This is a genomic window from Pseudomonas sp. PME37.24/025, assembly GCF_055556615.1.
Window position 1 is genome coordinate 1 of the sequence record NZ_JBVHNK010000001.1, and the last position, 21,947, is coordinate 21,947.

The window sequence follows — 21,947 nt, forward strand, 5'->3', positions numbered from 1 at the left end:
AAGCTCGACAGTCTGGGCGTGAAGCTGTTTGCCAGCGGGAATGGCGGACGTGTCTCGATTCCCAAGGCATGGCCTCTCGACTCTGGATGGCTGTGAGCGGCGGATGGCAATGAGTAGCGTCATTCGAGTCGCGAGAAGCCCGGGGCCTGTGTCATGATCCTGCGTCAACCTGACCGGCCTCGCCTCGCATGACTTCAGTGAAAGACGTTGCACAGCTGGCCGGCGTGTCCCTGATGACGGTTTCTCGAGCGCTCAACAACCCGGAAAAACTGAGCCCCGAAACGCTTCAGCGGGTGCGTCGCGCCATTGATGAACTGCAATTCGTACCGAGCCTGTCGGCGCGCAAGATGCGCGGCGACAACCTCCAGTCACGCACCATCGGTGTGTTCGCGCTGGACACCGCGACCACACCGTTCGCGGTCGAGCTGCTGCTGTCCATCGAACAGACCGCGCAACAGGCGGGCTGGAATGTGTTCATCCTTAACCTGTTGAGCAACCCGCCCACCGACCAGAACATCGACCTGATGTTGTCGCACCGCCCCGATGGGTTGATCTTCAGCGCCATGGGTTTTCGCCAGGTGAGCATTCCCGAGCGCTTGAAGAGCAAACCCCTGGTACTCGCCAACTGCCTGGCAGATGACAGTCACCTGGTCAGTTATGTGCCAGACGACGAAACGGGGCAGTATCGAGCCGTACATCACGCGCTGAGCCAGGGTTATCGGCGCCCACTGTGCATCAATCTGCCCAAACAGAGCCTGGCCTGGGACCTGCGACAAAGAGGCTTGCTGCGTGCCTGTCAGGCATTCGGCCTTGCGCCTGAGGCACTCCTGCAGTACGACCTTTCCGATCATGATGCCTATGGTGAAACCGCCGCCATCCTCGACCGGCACATCATCGAGGGTCGCCCCCAATTCGACATTCTGATCTGTGGCAACGACCGCATTGCCTTTTGTGCCTATCAGCTGTTGTTGGGCCGTGGCCTGAAGATTCCCGCCGATGTCGCCGTACTTGGTTACGACAATATGATCGGCATCGCCGAACTGTTCATTCCGCCGCTGACCACGGTGCAACTGCCGTACTACGAGATCGGTCGCAATGCGGCCCGGCACCTGATCGAGACCCTGGAGGTATCGGGAGCCCAGCCGGTTGATTGTCCATTGGTGGTCAGGACGTCGTTGTGAGCTGTCAAAACCCTTTACCGAGGGCAAGCTCTCGGTAAAGGGTTGCTTGATTACTTGGGTGGAACGAAGTTATCCAGCATTCGATTCACCGCCAGTTCAGCCAGCATGATGACTTGCTGAAGCGCCAACAGCGTATTGCGATGGGTGCCCTCCATCAATGCAGCAATGTCGCTGGCCATGACACTGGCCGACGCCAGGTTCTCGCACGTTTGAACCAGTAAGGCTTCATGACCGACATCCGGCGCAACCATGTACATGGTGCTGGGTTTGCGTGGGGTGTTCTTGAGCGCTGCCGGGTTGAGGTAGAAATTGAGGGCGCGTTCGGCGGCTTCGTGGAATTTTCTTGAATCGTCAGATTCGTACGGGGATGCCGGATCGGTGTCCGGTGGGTTGGGCGTAACTTTGAACATAAATCAAACTCCTGATACGAGTTTATTAAAAAGAGCCATCACACTCGCTACCAACGAAGGGTGGTGGCCATACGCGGGTTGGTAGACCGGTCGTATCAGTTCCCGGCGCCCTCGAAAGGACCCCGCGCATGACCACCATAATAGGTGACGCAATGCGCCGTGATACGAAACCGGGCTACCAAACCCGATCACTGATTTCAGTGACAGGGAAACGATAGAGCCCGGCCCATCGGCGCACAAGCCGGCGGATTCTGTCTTAACCGTAGGTAACGGCGCAAGGTCTTGTAGCCTTCGGGACGTAACACTGAGTGTCGTTAAACACGCATCGTTAAACGCGTGAGCGCTATCAAAAAAACGAGAAAGCGGCCCAGTGCCGGTTAGTTAAGCGAAATCCCTGTGTGAGCGGGCTTGCTCGCGAAAGCGGCGTGTCAGACGACATCAATGTTGACTGTGCCGCCGTCTTCGCGAGCAAGCCCGCTCCCACAGGTTCCGTGGCTTAATTTTGTGTTGTGTCGCGGCGCCGCACCTGCCGTCCGCTTAACATCATGCAGGCCGCGCGGCGATGCGTTTTTGGGGATTTATCTCAGCCTGAGCCATTCACAAACGAAATATGCACGCCACTCCTTCGCGCCCACATCCCGCCTCCCCCTCCCAAGTAGTCCGAAACTCCCACCCCGCTTGGGAGTATCGGGCAATGCGCAATCTCTGGCGCTTCGCCATAGTTGCGACCAAAGGTCAACGGTCAGGCCTCGATGACCGCAACTACCCCAGGTAAAAGTCATGACTATTGACGAACAAAACTCATTGCTGACAACGTCGATTACCGCCAACGCTCTGAGCGTCGGGGCGACCGGCGTGAAAGTTTCGCTGGACGAAACGGCCGGGTTGCAGAACGCCGCCACTTCAAGCGCTGCGGAAGACGCTAACGACAACGACACGGCGCTAACCCTGCCCTCGGGCTTCTCTAGCCGTTTGACCACCCTTGGGGCAGGTCCCGCAATGGAAGCGGCCTTGAGTGGCTATACCGGTGCCGTGGGCAATACGGGCAGCAATGCATTCACCATCAGCGGCGCAACAAGCGCTACCGATGTCAGCTTCGTCGGCAGCAATGGCGCACCGCTCAATGGGACGGACAGCGGACTGGATACCCTCGATGGCACCAGCATCCTTCTCTATACGGATACGGTGAACAACAACATCCTTCTGGGTCGAATCGGGGGCGCAAACGGCACGATCGTGTTCGCTGCCTATATCGACGAAACCGGATCGCCGGTCACGGGCGGCAAGATCTGGACCGTAGAGTACCAACCGCTCAAGCATCCAGTTACGACGAACCCCGATGACGCGGTCGATCTGGCGGGTTTGGTTTTCATCGGAGCCAGTCAGAACCTGGAATTCAGTCTCAAGGATGCGCCCTCCGGTCAGAACCTCTTCCTGATGTTCACGACGGCGAACCCGACAGTTGTCGACGTCGGTGGTGTCATGCGGATCACGGATCCCGCCATCATTGCCACCGGCAAGGACCCCGCAAACCAGTCAACTGGCGTCAATATAACCACTGGCGACACGATCAATACCAGCCAGGCAGGTGGGCCGACCACCTTCGGCACCAACAACCAGATGATTACGGAACAGGAAGGCATCCGTTTTTCGTTCGTCTCGGGTGCCAGGCAGAATGTGACCATTCCCAACCTGGATCAGAATGAAGCAGATGTCGAAGCCAACGCCGACTTTACCGGCGTCGTCAATGTGAATACGGTCAGTTTCGACGTCGTGCAGTTGCAAAGCGGCAAGAGCGCTGTCGTAAAAATCAGCGCATTCACCACCGCTGTTGAATCTGGCACGCAATTCATCGACGGATATGGGAATGATACGAAGGTTGACATCACTAGTGTTCGCGTCCTCAACAGCACCGGGACGGTGATCGATAATTCAGACGGAACGGTGAATGACACCACCATTGGCATCACCTTTGTTAATGGGGTTGCAACCATCACCGGCATTAAAGCCGGCTACGCGATCGAATACACCACAACGGCGGTTCACAACCGCGTGCTCATCGAGAACGGGGCGGCCCTCACCGCCAAGGGCAATGAGCACGCCGACTTTGATATCGATGGCCTCCACCTGTTCCAAGCCTCTGTTACGAGCGCCGAAATCGGCTCCCAGATGATCTTCGAAGACGACGGGCCGGCGGCGGCCGGGACCGCCGTGGCTGGAACCGTCGACGAGGACGGCCTGACCAATGGCATTGCCGGTGGTGTGGGCGACGTGACTGGCGTGGCGACCATCGCCAGCGGCAGCGTGACCGGCATCTTCCAGTCCGGCGTCGACACGCCGCTGAGCTATGCCTTGTCGAGTGACACCAGCGGCTTGCCAGCGCTGAGTTCGGGCGGGGTGGCGCTGGTGTACAGCGTCGCGGGCAACACGCTCACCGCCAAGGCCGGCGCACTCGACGTGTTCACCTTCAGCCTCACCGCAGCGGGTGCCTACACCTTCACCCTGCTCAAGCCGCTGGATCATGCGGCAGGCAACGACGAAAACGACATCACCATAAACCTGGGCTCGCTACTGCGGGCCACCGACAAGGACGGTGACACGGTGACGGCTGCGGCCGAAAAACTGGTCATCACCGTCGACGACGACACGCCGACGGCGACCGGAACCGCCGTGACGGGAACCGTCGACGAGGACGGCCTGACCAATGGCATTGCCGGTGGTGTGGGTGACGTGGCGGGCGTGGCGACCACGGCCAGCGGCAGCGTGACCGGCATCTTCCAGTCCGGCGCCGACACGCCGCTGAGCTATGCCTTGTCGAGTGACACTAGCGGCTTGCAGGCGCTGAGCTCGGGCGGGGTGGCGCTGGTGTACAGCGTCGCCGGCGATACGCTCACCGCCAAGGCCGGCGTAGGCGGTGCCGACGTATTCACGTTCAGTCTCACCGCAGCGGGTGCCTACAGCTTCACGCTGCTCAAGCCGCTGGATCACGCGGCTGGCAACGACGAGAACGACATCACCATCAACCTGGGCTCGCTGCTGCGGGCCACCGACAAGGACGGCGACACGGTGACGGCTGCGGCCGAAAAACTGGTCATCATCGTCGACGACGACACGCCGACGGCGACCGGGACCGCCGTAACGGGAACCGTCGACGAGGATGGCTTGGCCAATGGCAACGCCGGTGGTACGGGCGATGTGGCTGGCGAGGCGACCATCGCCGGTGGCAGCGTGACTGGTATCTTCCAGTCGGGCGCCGACACGCCGCTGAGCTATGCCTTGTCGAGTGTCACCAGCGGCTTGCCGGCGCTGAGCTCGGCCGGGGTGGCGCTGGTGTACAGCGTCGCGGGCAACACGCTCACCGCCAAGGCTGGCGTAGGCGGTGCCGACGTGTTTACGTTCAGCCTCACCACAGCGGGTGTGTACAGCTTCACGCTGCTCAAGCAGCTGGATCACGCGGCTGGCAACAACGAGAACGACATCACCATCAACCTGGGCACGCTGCTGCAGGCCACCGACAAGGACGGCGACACGGTGACGGCCGCGGCCGACAAACTGGTCATCACCGTCGACGACGATACGCCCGTTATAGGGACAGCCCCTGTGCAAGATGTCGATCCCACTTTGGGTGAGACGTCATGGACCTTTTCGGGTGACTTCGCCTACTCGATAGGTGCGGACCAGCGCGGGCCGACCTACTCTTCGGCAGCGGACAGTGATTTTGCCGAACTCGCCCTCTCTGGTTCGGCGAACGATGTTGCGATCGTTAATCCAACGGTCACCTGGGATTCAGAGAATCTCAACGCTGCCACGTTTAACGTGTCGTTCGAATACGATCACGATCGGAATGCTGGCACCGCGCCTGAACTGGTGGAAGGCACGCTGGTGTTTGACAAAGCCAATGACACCTATACCTTCCAGATGGATGCGCTGCAAACGACGCAAGACGTCACGCTGGGCGAAGGTACTGGATACGAAACGTATAACGTGGGTGGTACGAGCCCTTCCAGTGGCCCATCACCTGTGGCCACTGGGAAGCTTGGGGAAGGTTTCTTCATCCAGATCACGGGCTTCGAGGCACCACTTAGTGCCGGCGGCAATACTGTTGTGACGGCGGGTGAGCTTGTGAGCGGCACGCAGGCCCCTGTAACCTTGTCCAGCACTGCTCTGGGCGTCTCCGGAAATACGATCCAGGCAGGTGAAGCGGCCAACATCAATTTCTTCCAGACTGATCCGAAAGGAAATCTGGGCGCGAACAATTTTAGTTACGCGACCGATTTCTTTATCAAGTTCGATGGATACGAGACTGAAAGCGATGATCTTGTGCTTATAGTCAGTCTTGCTGATGCAAATAATCCCGGCACGACTACAACACGTGCCATCTACGTCGACCAAGGCGATGTGTACGAGAACGATACAAACAACGCCGATCTTGTTGGAACCAAGTACGAGGCCCTTATCCTCAACGACCTAGCCGATCCGAACGACCCGTTCCTGGACAATAATGATGCTCTATTGATTGTTGAAAGCAATGACTTCAACACCCAGATCGGTGATAACTGGCTCATCAAGGGTATTCAGATTCTTTCGAATGATGCTGGCCTTACGGGCAGCGCGATAAATCTGAATCGCAATGTCGGTGCCGATGGCGCAAGCAGCACTTCCGCACAGCCGGTCAGTGGTCTCGTCGGGCCTGGAAACACGATTGCCGAGGATACGAGTACGAATCCGCTGAAGATCATCGATGCTGGTTTCTCCACCACCACGACTACACCCGCTACCCTTGATCTAACGCTGGATTTCAAAGTCGTCGATAGCGATAGCGATTTCACCGCTGTTCAGACGATTGATATCGAAAATCCTGTGATCGAACTGGTAGGAGTAACTAACTTGGCACCGACAGATTTGGTGCTTTGATCAGCTAAGGAAGCGGCGAGTGGTTTTCAGCCCTGTCGAAAAGGTACGGGGTGACCGACATCGCAAGCACTGACATTGTCTGAAAACCGCTGCAGGTACACGGCCTGGCTCCCGGAAGGGGCCAGGCCGTTTTCATTGGGCCGCTTCGTTCCTGAGTCAACCTGCCCTCATTCACAAACGGAATAGGCGGCACCGTTCCTTCACGCCCTCGTGCTGTTCCCCCATCCAAGTAGTCTGAAACTCCCATCCCGCTTGGGAGTATCGGCCGATGCGCGGTCCCCGGCGCTTAGCCATAGTTGCAGCGATAGGTCAACGGTCAGGCCTCGATGACCGCAATTGCGCGGGAGAAAAATCATGGCTATTGGAATCACCGGCGTGGACGTTTCACTGGACGAAACGGCCGGGTTGCAGAACGCCACCGCCACGCCAACCCCTGCGGAGGACGCTAATGACAACGACATTCCGGTGACGTCCCTGCCCTCGGACTTCTCTACCCGTTTGACCGCACTTGCGGCAGGCACCGCAACAGGTGCGGCCTTGAGTGGCTATACCGGTGCCGTGGGCGACACGGGCAGCGATGCGTTTACCGTCACCGACGGAGCAAGCATTACCGATATCAGCTTCGTCGACAGCGATGGCACACCGCTTGATGGCGTGGACAGCGGACTGTTTACCCTCGATGGCACCAGCATCCTTCTCTATACCGATACGAACAACAACATCCTTCTGGGCCGAGCCGGGAGCGCTACCGGCGCGATCGTGTTCGCTGCCTACATTGAAGAAACCGGATCGCCGGTCACCGGCGGCAAGATCTGGACCGTGGAGTACCAACCGCTCCAGCATCCAGATGATACGAACCCCGATGATTCGCTCAATCTGCTGGATAAGGTATTCGTCGGAACCAGTCAGGACCTGGAATTCAGTCTGGCCGGTGTGCCCTCCGGTTCGAACCTCTTCCTGATGTTCACTAAGGAGAACCCGACAGTTGTCGATGACGCTGGTGTCTTGCGGATCACGGACCCCACCATCATCGCCACCGGCAAGGACCCCGCAGACCAGTCAAGCGGCGCCAATATAAACACTGGCGACACGATCATTACCAGCCAGGCGGCTAACCCGACCACCTTCGGCACCAACAGCCAGATGATTGTGGAACAGGATGGCATCCGTTTTTCGTTCGTCACGGGTGCCAGGCAGGATGTGACCATTCCCAACCTCAGTCAGAACGAAGCAGATGTTGAATCCAATATCGACTTTACCGACGTCTTCAACGCGAAGATGGCCAACTTCGACGTCGTGCAGTTGCAAGGCGGCAAGAGTGCTGTGGTAAAAATCAGCGCATTCAGCACCGATCCTGAACCTGAAGTGGATTTCATCAACGGCTATGCGAACGATACGCCGGTTGACATCACCAATGTGCGCGTCTTCAATTCAGGCGTATTGGTGACTGATCCGGCCCTTGTCATCAGCATTACTGATGGGGTTGCAACCATCACCGGCGTTAAAGCCGGCTACCAGATTGAATACACCACAACGGAGGATCACAACCGCGTGCTCGTCGAGAACGGAGCGGCCCTCGACGCCAGGGGCAATACCCATGCCGATTTTGACATCGGTGGTTTCACACTGCTCCAAACTGCTGTTACGACCGCCGAAATCGGCTCCAAGATCATCTTCGAAGATGACGGCCCAGCACTCGCCTTTGGCAACCTGATCGGCACCGGTAGCGTCCTGCCGCAAACTGGCTTCTGGAGTCATTCGGCCGGCGCCGACGGGCTGGATACGAATGGTCTGGATATCTCGTTGGTGAATGACCAATTCACCCTCGTCAGGCCAGACAACACGACCACGACCGGGACCGGCACGCTCACCGAGCAGTCGCCCTCACCGGACGGCAATGGCGCGTACCAATTTGCAGGGACGTTGACCGGCGATTTCGACAACAACGCCGCAACCGCGGATACCAGCGTCGACTACACGCTGACTGCCTATGCCAATGGCAGCTATGCACTGGATCTGGTGCAAGGCTTCAGTTCGACGGTCGTGCTCAGCACTGCCGATGGCTCGCTCGCTGCCGGCGGTCCGGACCCGGTGCGCACCTTGTTAATTCCGAAGACGAATGACCCGACTATTCCTTCGGCATCCGAGGAGGTTGTGTTCTTTTCCGCGAAGGCGCTTGCGTCGACTTCGGACATCCTGACCGGTATCGGGCTTGGAGCACCCGACCCCACCGAAGCCACGATACAGACCAACCCCCTGCCCTCGTACATCGACCCGAGGGCCATGAACGTCAGCACGTCCGGCATCGGCGTCGCCAATAACGTCCTCCAGGGAGACAACCTGGTGGCAATCGGCGCTACCGATGAAAGTTTCGTCGTCAATCCGGAGAGCCTGGTGACGGCCATGAAGGTCTTCATCGACAACTCTGTAGCGGGTTACAACACCGCGACCGAGGACCTGTACTACAGGATCTACTACGAGGATGGCACGACTTCGAACCTCATCGAGGTGAATACCCTGACTCCAGAGCCCCGTGGACAGGTGTCCTTCCTCATTGAGCAGGAAGGCACGACGCTGATCGACGCTGTTCAGCTCACGATGGGCCGAGGCGACATCAAGATCCCGGTGATCCAGTTCATTCAGGAGACCGAGAGCCTGGCCAGCGATATCCAGCTGACGTTCAACGCGACGGTGACGGACAGGGATGGGGACTCGGCATCAAGTACGTTTGACGCCAACCTGTTCGCCAACGACTTGGTCGGCGCCTTCGACTACACGCTGGTGGGCACGGGCGGTGAGGCTGATGCCTTCAACGTTGACTTGTCATTCGATGAGAACCTGTACCAGGTCACCGGCTTCGATGCGGACGCCAACCTGCGAGATACGCTGGTGCTCAACGGCGACCAGACTGCCGTTGTCCAGCTCGACACCAGCGGCGCAGACAGCGTCGTGACGGTTACCGAAACGGGCGGACAGGTCACGACCATAACCTTGGTCGGGGTCGATCTTCTGACTAGCGACATCGTTATTGGCAGCGTCTGAGGCGTTGCGCGTGTGAAAACAATGCGAGGGTGGCGCAAGCCACCCTCGCATTGTTTTTTGCAGTTCCAATAGGCGATCCGCACGCTCGCATCACCCTGGGCACCCTGCGGCGGACCACCGACGAAGACGACTAGGCCGAAACTCCTATCCCGCTTGGGAGTATCGGCCAATGTGCAACCTCCGGCGCTTTATTCATAGTTGTAGGTCAATGGTCAGGCATTGATGACCGCAATTGCTCGGGAGAAAAATCATGGCTATTGCAATCACCGGCGAGGACGTTGTGCTGGACGAGACGGCCGGGTTACAGAACGCCACCGCCACGCCAACCCCTGCAGGAGACGCTGACGACAACGACATTCTGGTGGCATCCCTGCCCTCTTCCTTCTCTACCCGTTTGACCGCACTTGGAGCAGGTACCGCAACGGGTGCGGCCTTGAGTGGCTATACCGGTGCCGCGGGCAACACGGGCACCAATGCGTTCACCTTCACCGGCGGAGGAAGCATTACCGATATCCGCTTCGTCGACAGCGCTGGCGCCCCCCTCAATGGCGTGGACAGCGGGCTGGACACCCTCGATGGCACCAGCATCCTTCTCTATACCGATACGAACAACAACATTCTTGTGGGCCGAGCCGGGAGCGCATCCGGCGCGATCGTGTTCGCTGCCTACATTGAAGAAACCGGATCGCCGGTCACCGGCGGCAAGATCTGGACCGTGGAGTACCAACCGCTCAAGCATCCAGATATGACGAACCCCGATGATTCGCTCAATCTGCTGGATAAGGTGTTCATCGGCGCCACTCAGGACCTGGAATTCAGTCTGGCCGGTGCGCCCTCCGGTCAGAACCTGTTCCTGATGTTCACGAAAGCGAACCCGGCAACTGAAACCGTCAATGGTGTCGTGCGGATCACGGATCCCACCATCATCGCCACTGGCAAGGACCCCGCTGACCAGTCAAGCGGTGCCAATATAAACACTGGCGACACGATCAATACCAGCCAGGGGGGTGGCCCGACCACCTTCGGTACCAACAACCAGATGATTGTGGAGCAGGAAGGCATCCGCTTTTCGTTCGTCACGGGCGCCAGGCAGGATGTGACCGTTCCCAACCTGAGTCAGACCGAAGCCGATGTTGAGTCCAACATCGACTTTACCAGCGTCTACAATACGACCTCGGCCAACTTCGACGTCGTCCAGTTGCAAAGCGGCAAGAGTGCCGTCGTAAAAATCAGCGCATTCAGCACCGCGGCTGAATCTGGCGCGAATTTCATCAACGGCTATGCGAACGATACGCCGGTTGCCATCACCAATGTTCGCGTCATCAACAATAGCACCGGGCTGGTGATCGAGAATTCAGACGGAACAGTGAATGATCCGACCATTACCATCAGCTTTACTGGTGGGGTTGCAACCATCACCGGCGTGTTGGCCGGCTACCAGATTGAATACACCACAACGTCGAACCACAACCGCGTGCTCATCGAGAACGGGGCAGCTCTCGACGCCAGGGGCAATGACCACGCCGATTTTGATATCGGCGGCTTCACGCTGGCCAAGGCTTCTACTTCGATCGCCGAAATCGGCTCCAAGATGGTATTCGAGGACGACGGACCGAGCATCAGCGCCACCGGTGAGGAGCCGACGCTGACGGTGGACGAAACGGTGCTGGCGACCAACGCCACCCAGAACTTTGCCGCCAACTTCAACTCGGCGTTTGGTGCGGATGGCCCGGGTACGCTGACCTACGCGCTGGGCGTGGTGGCGGGTGCCTCCGGGCTCACCGACACGGCCACCGGCGAGGCGGTCAACCTGTCGCTCAACGGCACCGTGGTCGAAGGCCGCACGGCCACGACCGGGCTGCTGGTGTTCACGGTAAGCGTCGCCGCCAATGGCGACGTTACGCTCGATCAGCTGCGGGCGGTGGTGCATCCCGATGCCACCAATCCCGATGATTCGACGAGCCTGACCTCAGACACCCTGGTGACACTGACGGCGACCACAACCGATGGCGACGGCGACAGCGTCCAGGCAACCCTCAACATCGGCCAGAACCTGGTGTTCAAGGACGACGGACCGAGCATCACCGCCACCGGCACGGAGCCTGTGCTGACAGTGGACGAAACGGTGCTGGCGACCGACGCCACCCAGAACTTTTCCGCCAACTTCAGCTCCGCGTTTGGCGCTGATGGCGCGGGCACACTGACCTATGCGCTGGGCGTGGTGGCGGGGGCTTCCGGGCTCACCGACACGGCCACCGGCGAGGCGGTCAACCTGTCTCTCAATGGGACAGTGGTCGAAGGCCGCACGGCCACGACCGGGCTGCTGGTGTTCACCGCCAGCGTCGCCGCCAATGGTGACGTTACGCTCGATCAGCTGCGGGCGGTGGTGCATCCCGATGCCACCAATCCCGATGATTCGACGAGCCTGTCGGCGGACAACCTGGTGACACTGACGGCGACCATAACCGACAAGGATGGCGACAGCGTCCAGGCAACCCTCAACATCGGCTCGAATCTGGTGTTCAAGGACGACGGACCGAGCATCACCGCCACCGGCACGGAGCCTGTGCTGACAGTGGACGAAACGGTGCTGGCGACCGACGCCACCCAGAACTTTGCCGCCAACTTCAGCTCGGCGTTTGGCGCCGATGGGGCCGGCACAGTGACCTACGCGCTGGGCGTGGTGGCGGGGGCTTCCGGGCTGACCGACACGGCCACCGGTGAGGCAGTGAACCTGTCGCTCAACGGCACAGTGGTCGAAGGCCGCACGGCCACGACCGGGCTGCTGGTATTCACCGCCAGCGTCGCCGCCAATGGTGACGTTACGCTCGACCAGCTCCGCGCCGTGGTGCATCCCGATGCCACCAATCCCGATGATTCGACGAGTCTGTCGGCGGACAATCTGGTGACACTGACGGCGACCATAACCGACAAGGATGGCGACAGCGCCCATGCGACCCTCAACATCGGCCAGAACCTGGTGTTCAAGGACGACGGGCCAAGCATCAGCACCACCGGCACGGAACCGACGCTGACGGTCGACGAAACGGTGCTGGCAACCAACGCCACCCAAAGCTTTACCGCCAACTTCAGCTCCGCGTTTGGCGCTGATGGCGCGGGCACACTGACCTACGCGTTGGGCGTGGTGCCGGGAGCCTCCGGACTGACCGATACGGCCACCGGCGAGGCAGTCAACCTGTCTCTCAATGGGACAGTGGTCGAAGGCCGCACGGCCACCACCGGGCTGCTGGTGTTCACCGCCAGCGTCGCCGCTAATGGTGACGTCACCCTCGACCAGCTGCGGGCTGTGGTGCATCCCGATGCCACCAATCCCGATGATTCGACGACCCTGTCGGCAGACAACCTGGTGACACTGACGGCGACCATAACCGACAAGGACGGCGACAGCGCCCATGCGACCCTCAACATCGGCCAGAACCTGGTGTTCAAGGACGACGGACCAAGCATCAGCACCACCGGCACGGAACCGACGCTGACGGTCGACGAAACGGTGCTGGCAACCAACGCCACCCAAAGCTTTACCGCCAACTTCAGCTCCGCGTTTGGCGCTGATGGCGCGGGCACACTGACCTACGCGTTGGGCGTGGTGCCGGGAGCCTCCGGACTGACCGATACGGCCACCGGCGAGGCGGTCAACCTGTCTCTCAACGGCACAGTGGTCGAAGGCCGCACGGCCACGACCGGGCTGCTGGTATTCACCGCCAGCGTCGCCGCCAATGGTGACGTCACCCTCGACCAGCTGCGGGCTGTGGTGCATCCCGATGCCACCAATCCCGATGATTCGACGAGTCTGTCGGCAGACAACCTGGTGACACTGACGGCGACCATAACCGACAAGGATGGCGACAGCGCCCATGCGACCCTCAACATCGGCCAGAACCTGGTGTTCAAGGACGACGGGCCAAGCATCAGCACCACCGGCACGGAACCAACGCTGACGGTCGACGAAACGGTACTGGCGACCAACGCCACCCAAAGCTTTACCGCCAACTTCAGCTCCGCGTTTGGCGCTGATGGCGCGGGCACACTGACCTATGCGCTGGGCGTGGTGCCGGGGGCTTCCGGGCTGACCGACACGGCCACCGGCGAGGCAGTGAACCTGTCTCTCAATGGGACAGTGGTCGAAGGCCGCACGGCCACCACCGGGCTGCTGGTGTTCACCGCCAGCGTCGCCGCTAATGGTGACGTCACCCTCGACCAGCTGCGGGCTGTGGTGCATCCCGATGCCACCAATCCCGATGATTCGACGACCCTGTCGGCAGACAACCTGGTGACACTGACGGCGACCATAACCGACAAGGATGGCGACAGCGCCCATGCGACGCTCAACATCGGCCAGAACCTGGTGTTCAAGGACGACGGGCCAAGCATCAGCACCACCGGCACGGAACCAACGCTGACGGTCGACGAAACGGTGCTGGCAACCAACGCCACCCAGAACTTTGCCGCCAACTTCAGCTCCGCGTTTGGCGCTGATGGCGCGGGCACACTGACCTATGCGCTGGGCGTGGTGGCGGGGGCTTCCGGGCTCACCGACACGGCCACGGGCGAGGCAGTGAACCTGTCGCTCAACGGCACCGTGGTGGAAGGCCGCACGGCCACCACCAACCTGCTGGTGTTCACCGCCAGCGTCGCCGCCAATGGTGACGTCACGCTCGACCAGCTGCGGGCCGTGGTGCATCCCGATGCCACCAATCCCGATGATTCGACGAGTCTGTCGGCGGACAATCTGGTGACGCTGATAGGGACCGCAACCGACAAGGACGGCGACAGCGCCCAGGCGACGCTCAACATCGGCCAGAACCTGGTGTTCGAAGACGACGGCCCATCACTGGCATTCGGCAACCTGATCGGCACCGGTAGCGTCCTGCCGCAATTCGGGTTCTGGGACAATTCGGCGGGCGCCGACGGGTTGGGTGCGGCCGGTCTGGATATCTCGGTGAATAGCCAGTTCACCCTCGTCAGGCCAGACAACACGACCACGACCGGGACCGCCACGCTCACCGAGCAATCGCCCTCACCGGACGGCAATGGCGCGTACCAATTCGCAGGGACGTTGACCGGCGATTTCGACAATAACGCCGCAACCGCGGATACCAGCGTCGACTACACGCTGACTGCCTATGCCGATGGCCGCTATGCACTGGATCTGGTGCAAGGCTTCAGTTCAGAGATCGTGCTCAGCACTGCCGATGGCGCGCTCGGTGCCGGCGGCCCGGATCCCGTGCGCACCTTGTTAATTCCGGAGCAGGATCCACCGACTATTCCTTCACCATCTGAGGAGGTTGTGTTCTTTTCCGCGAAGGCACTTGCGTCAACTTCGGACATCCTGACCGGTATCGGACTCGGGGAACCCGACCCCACCGAAGCCACGCTACAGACCAACCCCCTGCCCTCGTACATTGACCCGAGGGCCATGAACGTCAGCACGGCCGGCATCGGCGTCGCCAATAACCTGTTCCAGGGAGACAACCTGGCGGCAATCAGCGCCGCGGATGAAAGTTTCGTCGTCAATCCGGAGAGCCTCCTGACGGGCATGAGGGTCTTCATCGACAACTCCGTGGGAGGTTACAACACGGCAACCGAGGACCTGTACTACAGGGCCTACTACGAGGATGGCACGTTCTCGAACCTCATCGAAGTGAACACCCTGACTCCGGAGGCAGGCGGACAGGTATCCTTCCTCATTGAGAGCGATGGCACGAATCTGATCGACGCTGTTCAGCTCACGATGGCCCGAGGCGAGATCAAGATCCCGGTGATCCAGTTCATTCAGGAGAGCGAGAGCCTGGCCAGCGATGTCCAGCTGACGTTCAACGCGACGCTGACGGACAAGGATGGGGACTCGGCAACGAGTACGTTCGACGCCAACCTGTTCGCCAACGACTTGGCCGGAGCACAGTTCGACTTCACCCTGATTGGCACGGGCGGTGAGCGTGATGCCTTCAACGTCGATTTGTCAGTCGATGAGAACCTGTATCAGGTCACCGGCTTCGACGCGAACGCAAACCTGCGAGACGCCCTGGTGCTCAACGGCGACCAGAGCGCGGTTGTCCAATCGATCGACATCAGCGGTGCAGACAGCATCGTCACGGTTGCCGAAACGGGCGGACAAGTCACGACCATCACCTTGGTCGGGGTCGATCTTCTGAGTAGCGACATTGTCTTTGGCAGCGCCTGAGAAACGCGCATAAAAAGATGCGAGGGTGGCGCAAGCCACCCTCGCATCTTTTGCATTTCCAATAGGAGATCCGCACGATCGCATCAACCTGGGCACCCTCTGCGCGCCAGTGGGTGTCAAAGGGTTTCAGACCGTCTTTTTTTGACGTGAAACCAAATCCATTTCCACCCACGTAGACTCGGGTGGTTTTTCATTGTTGGTGAGCCCGTGCTTCAGCGCATACATCAGCAAGTCGATGCGGTTGATGAGATTAAGCTTTTGATAAATGTTGCTGAGGTGGTTATGCACGGTGTGCTCGCTGATGCCCAGGCGCCCGGCGATGCTCATGTATTTGGCGGACGGATCTCCCACAATGGCGCGAATCAGTTCCCTCTCGCGCAGCGTCAGCCGCGCCTGTTTTGCCTGCTCCAGATTGCATTTCAAGTGTACGTGCCCGGTCGCGGCATAGCCGGAAAGCCCACCGGCCCAGGCTCTATCCAGTCCGGTGTCGCGGTGGTGAACCGTGATGATGGCCTGGATGATCGATTCCGTCGGGTCTTCCGCCAACACGATGCCGCGTGCGCCCGCCTCTATTGCCTGGGCAACGGGAACGGTTTCGTACAGGCCCTTGAGCACCAGCAATTTCATTTCGGCGCTGCGGGTGAGTCCCGCAACGACCTCCAGTGGGTTCAGCGCATCCGGAAAGAAACTGAAAAAAATCACATTGGGACGTAACTGATCGGCAAGATCCAGCGCATTGGTATAGGTGGTGGCCTGGCCGCTAACTTCCATCTGAGGCTTGCGGGCATTGATCAAGTCTTGAAGGCCCATGAGCACGAGGGGACGACAATCGATCAGCATCACGCGTATTGGTTTTCTGTGGGTCGTCATTACTTTCCTGACTCCCTTGAAAAATGAACTACGACCTCCCTCCCTTGGCCTACATGGATCAGCGGCTCCCTCACCTGGCCACCGTGATCGAAGGACAGATGCGAGCGCCGACAGGCCTTAATGGTGCCCACCCGGCTACTTCATCCCTGGGGGACACTTCCACTGGCTTCACCGGCAGGAGTCGCGGACGCTTCCAAAAGCCGGGTAAAGCCATCGAGGCAACATAAATAGGAATAATCATCAATAGCTTGCGCATGATTGATGTGCTCCCTCGATCTGTTCAACTGAGTCTAGGCCACACCAGCACACTGCCAGCACGCCCTTCCGCCAGTCGTCGACTCAAGCCTCCTGCGAGTAGCGCGTCCGATGCTTCCAAGGCCCTTCCTGCCCTAGAAAATCAAGGTCTTAGGCTCGTCGGGGCGACCTGCGGCCAAGGTCTGACCACGACAAAAATCGTCAATTAACCGACGAGTGGTGCGCATACAAGTACGACCGTAACACTGGCGTCAATTTATCGGCGAAATTTGCCTTGCCCGAGCCATTGAAATCTCCCTGTCTGGGTCTCGCCACTGGTTTTTCCTTCCGGTGCGTTGGGTAACAGCATGACTGCGGTGCTCGAGTTTTTTGCGATAACGCCACAGCAACCAACGCCTGAACTGCGGGAGGTTGTGGCGCAAATTGGCGTCCAGTGGGGATGGGGGGATACGCAGTCGATATTGCGGCAGAATCAGTGGGATGTGAGGTTTTGGCTGGAGCTGCCGGGGCTCAACCAGCCATTAACGCTTTCGACACTTTCGGCAGGCAGCTTTCCCGCCCAGCGATTGAGCGTGAGGACATTGGTGACGAACTCGTATTGCGTCTTGAGCAGGTCACGACGAGCCCGGAATTCGTTGCGTACGCTGGTCAGTACATCGACGGCATTGACCATTCCGTAATCGAGCGCTTTCTCTGCCGCCACTCTGGACAGCTGTGCCGAGGCCAGGGCATTTCGGCTCGCGCTGATCTTTTCTCCGCTCGAATTGGCGGTCAGGTAAGCGCTAGTGATCTCTTTGACCACCCGGCGCCGGATCGCTTCCAGTTCCTGCTCGGCGGTAATCTGATCCTGATAGAGCCCACGGACCCGAGCCGAGGTCGAGCCGCCGCTGTACAGCGGCACCTGAAGGCCAATACCGGCGACATAACTGTCGGTGCGCGGCGCCAGGGTATTGTTGTAGCCCTCGTTGGTCTGTTGTGCACTCAGGCTCAGACTCAGGGTCGGATAGTGCCCGCCCTTGCCACTGCGCAACGCAGCGCCCGCTGCTTCGACGCCGCTCTCGTTGGCCTTGAGCGCCGGGTTTAGCGCTATACCCTCGCGGACCCAGGTTTCCAGGCTCTGCGCTGAAACCCGCAGTTGCACATCATCGCGAATCCGGTTGAGCTTCTCCTTGACCGGCCGGCCGACGATCTCCGCCAGTGCCTCGCGACTGATACTGGCCTGGTTCTGGGCATCCAGTTCCTGCGCCGCCAGCAAATCTACCCGGGCCTTGAGGTCGAGTTGATCAGTAATCAATGCCAGCTGCTTTTCGTACAACGCATTGACTCGGTCCAGACTCTTTTGCGTGGTTCGACGCTCCGCCCTCACCAACTCCAGTTCATCTTCGGCCGCCAACGCGGTGAAGTAACGCTGCGCCAAGTCCACCGTGGCCTCGGCCTGGGCGTCAAGCGCTTGCGATTCGGACTGCTTGGCCAGGCTTTTGAATTTTTGGTAGTTCTCCCACGCAGTCTTGTTGTAGAGGTACTGACGCAGCACCAGGCTGTAGTTTTCGCTGTCGTAACTGCGCTGCACCAGGTCGTTCTCCTGATGAATCCGATTCGCCCCGGCGTTGAGCGATACCTGGGGGAACAGCGCACCCAAGGCCTCGCGCTGATGTTCCTTGCCCGCCTGCGCTTGCGCATAGGAGGCCAATACCCGCGGATCCTCGAGCCGTGACTCACGGTACAACTGCATGAGGTCGGTGGAAAACGTCGAAGCGCTGACCCCGGCCGGCGTTGCCGCAGTGGTTTGCGCCAAGGCAATATCGGTGCCCAGTACAAGCATGAGCAGACCGCCGGGAAAAGCTGCAGGTACTCGCACGATCATTCCTCGATCATCGATTGAGCGATGGCATTGCGAGCCGGCTGCATCAGGTATTGCAACAGCGTACGTTGCCCCGTGATGATCAACACATCCGCGGGCATCCCCGGCAGTAATTTGCGCTCACCCAAGGTGTGCGCGCCCTTCTCGGTTACCCGCACCCGCGCCAGGTAATAGGCCGTCCCGGTCTTTTCGTTGGTCAGCCGGTCCGCCGAGACACTGCTGACCTCGCCTTCGATCACCGGCGTGGTCGCACTATTGAATGCGCCGAAACGAATGTCGGCACGCTTGCCGATGGCGATACGATCAATATCCACCGGCGCGACCTGGGCCTCTATGACCAGCTCGGAAACCGAGGGAACGATATCCAGCAGCGGCGTCGCCGGGCTCACCACACCACCAATGGTGTGCACCGTCATGCCAATCACCATGCCCGCGTCGGGCGCGCGGATGACGATACGACTGAGCCGGTCTTCCAGGGACGAGGTTTTCTCTTGCAGGTCGTACATCTTCGTCTGAACCTCGGCCAGCTCCTTGACGACCTCGGTATTGAAATCCTTGTCGATTTGCAGAATCTGCAGCTGTGTTTCGTTGATCTGCAGACGAGTCCTGTTAATAGCGGAACGGTGATCAGCCACCTCCGATTTGAGCATCCCCAGCTTGCGTTCCTGCTCGAGCAGGCGTTGTTTATCGACGAACCCTTGCTTGAGCAGGTCGGTCAATTCATCGATTTCACCGCTGTAGGATTTCTCCAGATTAACCTTGGCACCAATCATCGATTCCAGTCCCTTGATCTGTTGACTCAACTGCCCAATGCGTTCGCGTAACACCGCCATCTGGCCCAGCCGCGAGCCCTGCCGAGCGTTGAATACCTGGGTCTCACCCTGGCGCGCTTCCACTCCTCGCAAACTGGAGGGATCAGCTATCTCCCCAAAGCTGATCGCCGACAGTGTGTCGCGCTCGGCTCTGAGTCTCGCCTCCATGGCTCTGGTCGCGGCCAGCTGGCCTCGGGTCATCTCGTATTCGAAGCGCAACTGGGCATCATCAAGAATGATCAGCGGATCACCACGCTTGACGATGTCACCGTCATGGACCAGTACCGCTTTGACGATGCCCCCTTCAGGATGCTGGACCGTTTTGCGGTAAGTCTGCACGGTGACCACCCCCGGCGCGTAAGCGGCACCGTCTAGGGGCGCGAGCGCCGCCCAGGTGCCGAACAGGCCAAAGGTCAACCCCACAATACCAATGCCCAGGCGGCGTGCTTTACGATCAGATATCGGCAGGCCGGCGAAGCTTTCAATTTGACGACTGGGCATCGTAGGGTTCATCGGCATCACCCTTGCTGGTTTTGACCGAAGCCATGCTGGCGCCTGCCGACATGGCATGTTTTTGTGCCTGCTGTTTCTGCGCGAGTTCGGCGAGCACATGCTCGCGCGGCCCATAGAGACTGATAACCCCTGCGTTCATCACCATGAGCCGGTCAAGCTGCGACACGATGTTGGTTCGGTGGGTAATGACAAACAGGGTCGCGCCGGTCTGCTTGAGCTGCTGGATGGCTGCCACCAGTGCGCGATCACCGACTTCGTCAAGATTGGAATTGGGCTCGTCGAGAATAATCAGCCGCGGGTTGCCATACAGGGCACGGGCCAGCCCGATGCGCTGGCGCTGCCCTCCCGAGAGCATGAGGCCCTCGCTGCCAATGACGGTGTCGTAGCCATCGGGCAACTGCAAAATCATTTCGTGAACGCCAGCGGTCCTGGCAGCCAGAATGACTTGTGCCGAGTCGACCTCGGCGAAGCGGGCAATGTTCTCGCTGATGCTGCCTTCGAATAATTCAATGTCCTGGGGCAAGTAACCTATATGCGGCCCGAGTTCATGTTTGTCCCACGCGCTAATGTCCGCGCCATCGAGCCGGACCACGCCATGTTGCGGCACCCATACCCCCATCAGTGCCCTGGCCAGGGTGGACTTGCCCGCTGCACTTGGACCGATGATTCCGACAACGCAGCCGGCAGGTACGCTGAAACTTATGTTGTTGATGATCGGCGTTTTCGAGCCAGGTGCCGCGACGACCAAATTCTCTACCTGCACGTGTCCCTGAGGCGCAGGTAATGGCATACGCTCGGGCTGAGCCTGTTGTTTGTCGAGGATGTCATTGAGACGGCGGTACTGCGAGCGGGCCGCAATAAAGCCCCTCCAGCTGCCGATGATCAGATCGATGGGGGCCAATGCGCGCCCTAGCAGCACGGACCCGGCAAACACCAAGCCTGCCCCCACCTGATGGTCCACGGCCAGATACGCCCCCAGACCAAGGATCAGTGACTGCACCAGGATCCGGAAAGTCCTGGAAAGCGTGCTGATCACGGCACCTCTATCGCTCGCCTGTGCCTGCAGCAACAGGACATTTCTTTGGCGATGCCCCCAACGGTCCATCAGGGTTTCAAGCATGCCCATGGACTCGATGACTTCAGCGTTGCGCAGATTCTTCGTGGTATAGAGCGTCGCGCCAATATGTTCCTTGTTAGCCTGGGCCAGTGTCGGTCCCGTCAGCCTCTCATTGATAAACGCGAGCAATAACAGCAACAGCGCACTGCCCGTCGCTACCCAGCCAAACCAGGGATGAAACATGAACATCACAGCGATATAGATAGGCAACCAGGGCGCATCGAAAAAGGCGAACAATCCAGGACCGGAGAGAAACTGCCTCAAGCCCGTCAAGTCGTTGAGCGACTGGGCCGAAGCATCCATACCGCCACTGTCCAGAGCCCGTTTGAAGCTGGCCTTATAGACTTGGCGACTCAGCAACACATCCAGCCGGGTACTGACCCGAACCATGATGCGCGAACGAACCCATTCCAGGGAGCCGAGCGTGACCACCAGGCCGGTCATGATCAGCGTCAGCATTGCCAGAGTCGTCAGACTTCCGCTGCTTATAACTCGCCCATACACCTGAAGCATATAGAAGGTAGGAACGAGCATTAGCGCGTTGATGAAAAGGCTGAAAAAACCAACAGAAACAAAGCTGTCTCTACAGGCTTTCAACGCATTTTTCAGGCTGTTTTCAGGTGTGCTTCGCATTGAAACCCCTGCTCGCAAAAACCATCTTTTGCAGCTTAGATCATGCCGAACGACTGCGTGGAGCAATTGGCCGGATTGCCTCAAGTAACGAGTACTTCGCCTGCGACGATACCGGCGATTTCAAGGCCAAGAGCTCT

9 protein-coding genes are annotated in these 21,947 nt (G+C 59.4%); 4 read left to right on the forward strand and 5 right to left on the reverse strand.

The features are described 5' to 3' along the window. Positions 1–188: 188 nt before the first annotated feature. Entirely contained in the window at positions 189–1,181 is a 993-nt protein-coding gene (locus ACZ3HH_RS00005) for a LacI family DNA-binding transcriptional regulator (RefSeq protein ID WP_465802016.1), read from the forward strand. 50 nt (positions 1,182–1,231) lie between these two features. On the opposite strand, the gene ACZ3HH_RS00010 is transcribed toward ACZ3HH_RS00005, so the two are convergent. Further along, positions 1,232–1,591 (reverse strand): DUF6124 family protein, encoded by a 360-nt coding sequence (locus ACZ3HH_RS00010; RefSeq protein WP_465802018.1) that lies wholly within the window; start codon positions 1,589–1,591, stop codon positions 1,232–1,234. A gap of 780 nt (positions 1,592–2,371) precedes the next feature. On the opposite strand from ACZ3HH_RS00010, the gene ACZ3HH_RS00015 reads away from it, so the two are divergent. From ACZ3HH_RS00015 to ACZ3HH_RS00025, 3 genes are all read left to right on the forward strand, one after another. Then, complete coding sequence (locus ACZ3HH_RS00015) at positions 2,372–6,505, forward strand: T1SS-143 repeat domain-containing protein (protein ID WP_465802019.1); 4,134 nt, start codon at positions 2,372–2,374, stop codon at positions 6,503–6,505. A 354-nt stretch (positions 6,506–6,859) separates the two neighbouring features. After that, positions 6,860–9,547 carry a DUF5801 repeats-in-toxin domain-containing protein gene (locus ACZ3HH_RS00020; protein ID WP_465802021.1) on the forward strand — a complete coding sequence of 896 codons (2,688 nt, stop codon included), beginning with the start codon at positions 6,860–6,862 and terminating at the stop codon, positions 9,545–9,547. A 250-nt stretch (positions 9,548–9,797) separates the two neighbouring features. Next, positions 9,798–15,749, forward strand: coding sequence for a DUF5801 repeats-in-toxin domain-containing protein (locus ACZ3HH_RS00025; protein ID WP_465802022.1), 5,952 nt, complete (start codon positions 9,798–9,800; stop codon positions 15,747–15,749). A 126-nt stretch (positions 15,750–15,875) separates the two neighbouring features. Here ACZ3HH_RS00025 and ACZ3HH_RS00030 read toward each other — a convergent pair whose 3' ends face one another. The 4 genes from ACZ3HH_RS00030 to ACZ3HH_RS00045 form a co-directional block, all read right to left on the reverse strand. Next, complete coding sequence (locus tag ACZ3HH_RS00030; protein ID WP_465802023.1) at positions 15,876–16,619, reverse strand: response regulator transcription factor; 744 nt, start codon at positions 16,617–16,619, stop codon at positions 15,876–15,878. 727 nt (positions 16,620–17,346) lie between these two features. Next, positions 17,347–18,696 carry a TolC family outer membrane protein gene (locus tag ACZ3HH_RS00035; RefSeq protein ID WP_465802711.1) on the reverse strand — a complete coding sequence of 450 codons (1,350 nt, stop codon included), beginning with the start codon at positions 18,694–18,696 and terminating at the stop codon, positions 17,347–17,349. A 38-nt stretch (positions 18,697–18,734) separates the two neighbouring features. Then, complete coding sequence (locus tag ACZ3HH_RS00040; protein ID WP_465802024.1) at positions 18,735–20,048, reverse strand: HlyD family type I secretion periplasmic adaptor subunit; 1,314 nt, start codon at positions 20,046–20,048, stop codon at positions 18,735–18,737. Then, positions 20,029–21,810: a type I secretion system permease/ATPase gene (locus tag ACZ3HH_RS00045; protein WP_465802025.1), complete on the reverse strand. Its 1,782-nt coding sequence runs from the start codon at positions 21,808–21,810 to the stop codon at positions 20,029–20,031. The genes ACZ3HH_RS00040 and ACZ3HH_RS00045 overlap by 20 nt, the downstream gene beginning before the upstream one ends. Positions 21,811–21,947: the final 137 nt, after the last annotated feature.